The organism is Pseudorhodoplanes sp. (assembly GCF_035565855.1).
GTDB lineage: Bacteria > Pseudomonadota > Alphaproteobacteria > Rhizobiales > Xanthobacteraceae > Pseudorhodoplanes.
The window spans coordinates 1-4,459 of sequence record NZ_DATMRX010000297.1 but is presented as its reverse complement, the minus strand read 5'-3'; the positions used below and the strand labels follow the sequence as shown (position 1 = coordinate 4,459).

The window sequence follows — 4,459 nt, the reverse complement described above, 5'->3', positions numbered from 1 at the left end:
GCCCTTTGTCGGCCTTGGCCTTGTGCCGGAAGCGGCCTCGACGCTGCTCGCGCCGCGCCTGATGGGGCCGCGCCGCGCCTTCGCGATGCTGGTGATGGGCGAACCGCTCGATGCCGCCACCGCGCAATCCATCGGCCTCGTCAATGCGGTTACCGACAGTGCGGAGGTGGAGGCGAAAGCCTTCGCCGCCGCACGGCGCATCGCAGCCTTGCCGCCGGAGGCGGTCCTTGCATCACGCCGAATGATCCGCGGCGAGCCGGACGAACTCGCCGGGCGCATCGATCTCGAGGCGGATTTCTTCCGCGAGCGGCTGCAATCGCCGGAGGCGAAGGCGGCGTTCGAGGCGTTCTTCAACAGGAAGAAGTAGGTCGCAACCCCGCTTGTCATTCCGCGGCGCTTGCTGAAAGCAAGCGAACCCGGAATCCTGGAGCTGCGGACAAGGTGCTTGTGACCCAGGATTCCGGCTTCCTTCGCTTCGCGAAGGCTCCCGGGGATGACGCCGGACGTGACGTCGGCGCTAGGTCTGGCGCATCGCTTGCAAGACTCGATCCTGTAACGCGTTCTTGCAGCACGACGCATGATATTGATAACGATCGCGACGACTTCACCCGTTCGTCCCCGCGAAGGCGGGGACCCAGTCCGGCAGGCTGGATCGTCGTTCGCGGAAAAAAATCGCCGCTCGCGAAAGAAGATGAGCGGATTTTGTGAGAGCTGCTTATGGTCCGCACCAGCCTGTGCGCCGGATGGTCTCGCCTGACATGACCTACGCCCCCGACCTCCAACAGGTCGTCACCGAAATCGCTGAGGAGATGCGCAAGCGCCCCGATCGCGGTGATGTCGCGACCTATATTCCCGAGCTGGCGCGGGCCGACCCGTCGAAATTCGGCCTCGCGGTGATCGACGCGCAGGGCCGGGTCGCGAGCGGGGGCGATGCCGACGAGCCGTTTTCGATCCAGAGCATCTCCAAGGTGTTCACCCTCACGCTGGCGCTCGGCCGGATCGGCGACCGGCTGTGGCGAAGGGTCGGGCGCGAGCCGTCCGGCAGCACTTTCAACTCCATCGTCCAGCTCGAATACGAGAAGGGCATCCCGCGCAATCCCTTCATCAATGCCGGGGCGATCGCGGTCACCGATGCGATCCTGTCCGGACACAAGCCGCGCGAGGTGCTCGGCGATATCCTGCGCTTCCTGCAATTTCTGGCCGACGACAATTCGATCACGATCGACGAGGCGGTGGCGGCCTCAGAACAGCGCACCGGCTTTCGCAATGTCGCGCTGGCGAATTACATGAAGGCCTTCGGCGTCATCGAGAACCCGGTCGATTACACGCTCGGCGTCTATTTCCATCACTGCGCAATCGCGATGTCGTGCCGCCAGCTTGCACTGGCGGGCCGCTTTCTCATGCATCAGGGCCGCAATCCCTCGACCGGCTTTGCCGTGGTCAATCCGGAGCGGGCGCGGCGCATCAACGCCATCATGCTGACCTGCGGGCATTATGACGGCTCGGGTGAATTCGCCTATCGCGTCGGCCTGCCCGGCAAGAGCGGCGTCGGCGGCGGGATTCTCGCGATCGCGCCGGGCAAGGCGTCGATCGCCGTGTGGTCGCCCGGCCTCGATCCGAGCGGCAATTCGCATCTCGGTCGCATCGCGCTGGAGAAGCTCACGCACCGCATGGGCTGGTCGGTCTTTGCCGGATAAAAAAGGAGCGCGCGTCCCAAAGAACGCGCGCCCCTCGCACAGACCCGGCGCTGTGCATTCTGAGTGGACCGGCCAGGCCGGCCGATCGGTTGGTCCGCCTAGTTCTTCTTCCGCTCTTCGCGGATGGCCTCTTCGTGATACCAGGCGCCGCCGCTGGCGACTTTGGCGACAGCCGTCGTAACGCGCAGGTCCGCGGGATCGGCCGCAGGGCTTGCGGCCGCAAAACGGCCGCGCAGCGGGAAGGCGATGATCTTGGCGGACCCAGTGATCTGGGTGCTCATCGTATCGGTCCTCTGATCGTTGTGCCGTCAACGCGATTCAATCTGACTGGTTTCCATATAGCCCCGACGGCCGCCGAATGCCCGTCATGCCTCACATCAAATCACCGCATGCTTATAAATTGTGCGCCCAGGGCATTTGCCGTCTGAGCCGTCATCCGGGCGAGTGCCGCAAGTTGCTGTGCCGCAGCAATGGCGCGCGATCGGGCGTGAGCCCCCGGATTGGCATGCAAAATGCTTCAGATCGGGGCATTGCCGGTAGCCGGGCGCGAGCCGGCACCCGATCCCCGATCGGGCCTTCTTCTCCGCGTCGACAAGATCAAGAGAGACCAATGCCAAAGTTCAAGCTCGAGTATATTTGGCTCGACGGTTACACCCCGGTTCCGAACCTGCGGGGCAAGACCCAGATCAAGGAATTCGAGTATTTCCCGACCCTCGATCAGCTCCCGCTCTGGGGCTTCGACGGCTCCTCGACGATGCAGGCGGAAGGCCATTCATCCGATTGCGTATTGAAGCCGGTCGCGATCTATCCCGATGCCGCCCGCAAGAACGGGGCGCTGGTCATGTGCGAAGTCATGATGCCGGATGGCGTCACCCCGCACCCCTCCAACAAGCGCGCCACCATTCTCGACGACCCGGATGCCTGGTTCGGCTTCGAGCAGGAATATTTCTTCTACAAGAACGGCCGCCCGCTCGGCTTCCCGACGGAAGGCTACCCCGCTCCCCAGGGGCCCTATTATACCGGCGTCGGCTACAAGAATGTCGGCTCGGTCGCCCGCAAGATCGTGGAAGAGCATCTCGAGCTCTGCCTCGCCGCCGGCATCAACCACGAAGGCATCAACGCGGAAGTCGCCAAGGGCCAGTGGGAATTCCAGATCTTCGGCAAGGGCTCGCGGACCGCGGCTGACCAGATGTGGATCGCCCGCTACCTGATGATGCGCCTGTGCGAGCAGTACGAGATCGACATCGAGTGGCATTGCAAGCCGCTGGGCGACACCGACTGGAACGGCTCGGGCATGCACTCGAACTTCTCGACAAAGTACATGCGCGAAGTCGGCGGCAAGGAGTATTTCGAAGCGCTGATGAAGCAGTTCGAAAAGAACCTCGAAGAGCACATCGCGGTCTACGGTCCGGACAACCACATGCGCCTGACCGGCAAGCACGAAACCGCGCCGTGGAACAAGTTCTCCTACGGCGTCGCGGACCGTGGTGCCTCGATCCGCGTCCCGCACTCCTTCGTGAACAACGGCTACAAGGGCTATCTGGAAGATCGCCGTCCGAACTCGCAGGGCGACCCCTACCAGATCGCTTCGCAGATCCTGAAGACGATCTCCGAAGTGCCGACCGGCGCCAAGGCGGCTGCGGCCTGATCAAAAGCGGCGGCGCGCAACGCTCACGCGTTGCGCGTTCGTCAACAGTCCCGGCTCGGCCCTGATGTCAGCAGGGCCGATGTCAAACGGGGGAGGTCCTTGGTCGTCCCTCCCCCGTTTTTATTTTTCAGCTTTTCACGTTCCGATTGATTGCCTGCTGATCGCCCGCTTTCGCGGGCGATGACAGGGTTTCGCGGGCGATGACAGGGTGACGATCGGGTCACGCCGCCAGCGGCTTCAGTCCCGCCTCGATCTGCGCGCGCCGCTTCTCAAGGAACGGCGGCAGCGCCAGCTTCTCGCCGAGCGTCTCCATCGGCTCGTCGGAGGCAAAGCCCGGACCGTCGGTCGCGATCTCGAACAGGACGCCATTCGGTTCGCGGAAATACAGCGATTCAAAATAGTATCGGTCGACCTTGCCGCTGTTCGGGATGCGCAGCTTGAGCAGCCGATCGGCCCATTGATCATATTCGGCGCGGTTCGGCGTGCGGAAGGCGACGTGATGCACACCGCCCGCGCCCGGCCGTGCCGGCGGCAGGTTCGGACGCACCGCGACATGCAACTCCGCGGCCGGTCCGCCCTCGCCCATCTCGTAGACATGCACGATGTCGGAATCGGAATCCGGGACCGGGTAATCGCGCACATGACGCATCAGCATCGCCTCGCGCAGCACGATATCGGTATGCATAGCGTCCGGGACCGACATGGTAATCGGGCCAAGCCCGCGGATCTGACACGCGGCGGGCACCGGACTTTTCGCCCATGGATGCGCCTCGCCCGCACCGCCGTCGTCGATGAGCGACAGCCGCTGGCCTTCCGGATCCTCGAAATCGAGCGTGAAGCGGCCGTCGCGCTCGCCGATGTCACCGACCCTCACGCCGGCATTGGTCAGGTGGCGATGCCACCATTGCAGGGCGTCGTGTCCGGCGACCCGCAAGGCCGTGCGCGTGATCGTCTGATTGCCGCGGCGCTCCGGTCCGACCCGGAAATCGAAGAAGGTCAGGTCGCTGCCGGGCGACGCGATGCCGTCGCCATAGAACAGGTGATAGGCCGAGACGTCATCCTGATTGACCGTCTTCTTGATCAGCCGCATCCCCATCACCTGCGTATAGAAGCG

5 protein-coding genes are annotated in these 4,459 nt (G+C 63.9%); 3 read left to right on the top strand and 2 right to left on the bottom strand.

The features are described from left to right. Positions 1–367 (top strand): enoyl-CoA hydratase-related protein (locus tag VN004_RS17245; RefSeq protein ID WP_325612621.1); only part of this gene is annotated, 367 nt, incomplete at its 5' end. Between the two features lie 391 nt (positions 368–758). Beyond that, positions 759–1,697: a glutaminase gene (locus tag VN004_RS17240; RefSeq protein WP_325612617.1), complete on the top strand. Its 939-nt coding sequence runs from the start codon at positions 759–761 to the stop codon at positions 1,695–1,697. 98 nt (positions 1,698–1,795) lie between these two features. On the opposite strand, the gene VN004_RS17235 is transcribed toward VN004_RS17240, so the two are convergent. Further along, positions 1,796–1,978, bottom strand: a complete 183-nt coding sequence (locus VN004_RS17235) for a DUF2735 domain-containing protein (protein ID WP_325612614.1) — start codon at positions 1,976–1,978, stop codon at positions 1,796–1,798. 329 nt (positions 1,979–2,307) lie between these two features. Between VN004_RS17235 and VN004_RS17230 the strand changes: the two genes are divergently transcribed. Further along, on the top strand, positions 2,308–3,345 hold the full coding sequence (locus VN004_RS17230; RefSeq protein ID WP_325612613.1) for a glutamine synthetase beta-grasp domain-containing protein: 1,038 nt from the start codon (positions 2,308–2,310) through the stop codon (positions 3,343–3,345). 220 nt (positions 3,346–3,565) lie between these two features. On the opposite strand, the gene VN004_RS17225 is transcribed toward VN004_RS17230, so the two are convergent. Then, on the bottom strand, positions 3,566–4,459 hold an 894-nt coding region (locus VN004_RS17225; RefSeq protein WP_325612611.1), incomplete at its 5' end, for a ring-cleaving dioxygenase.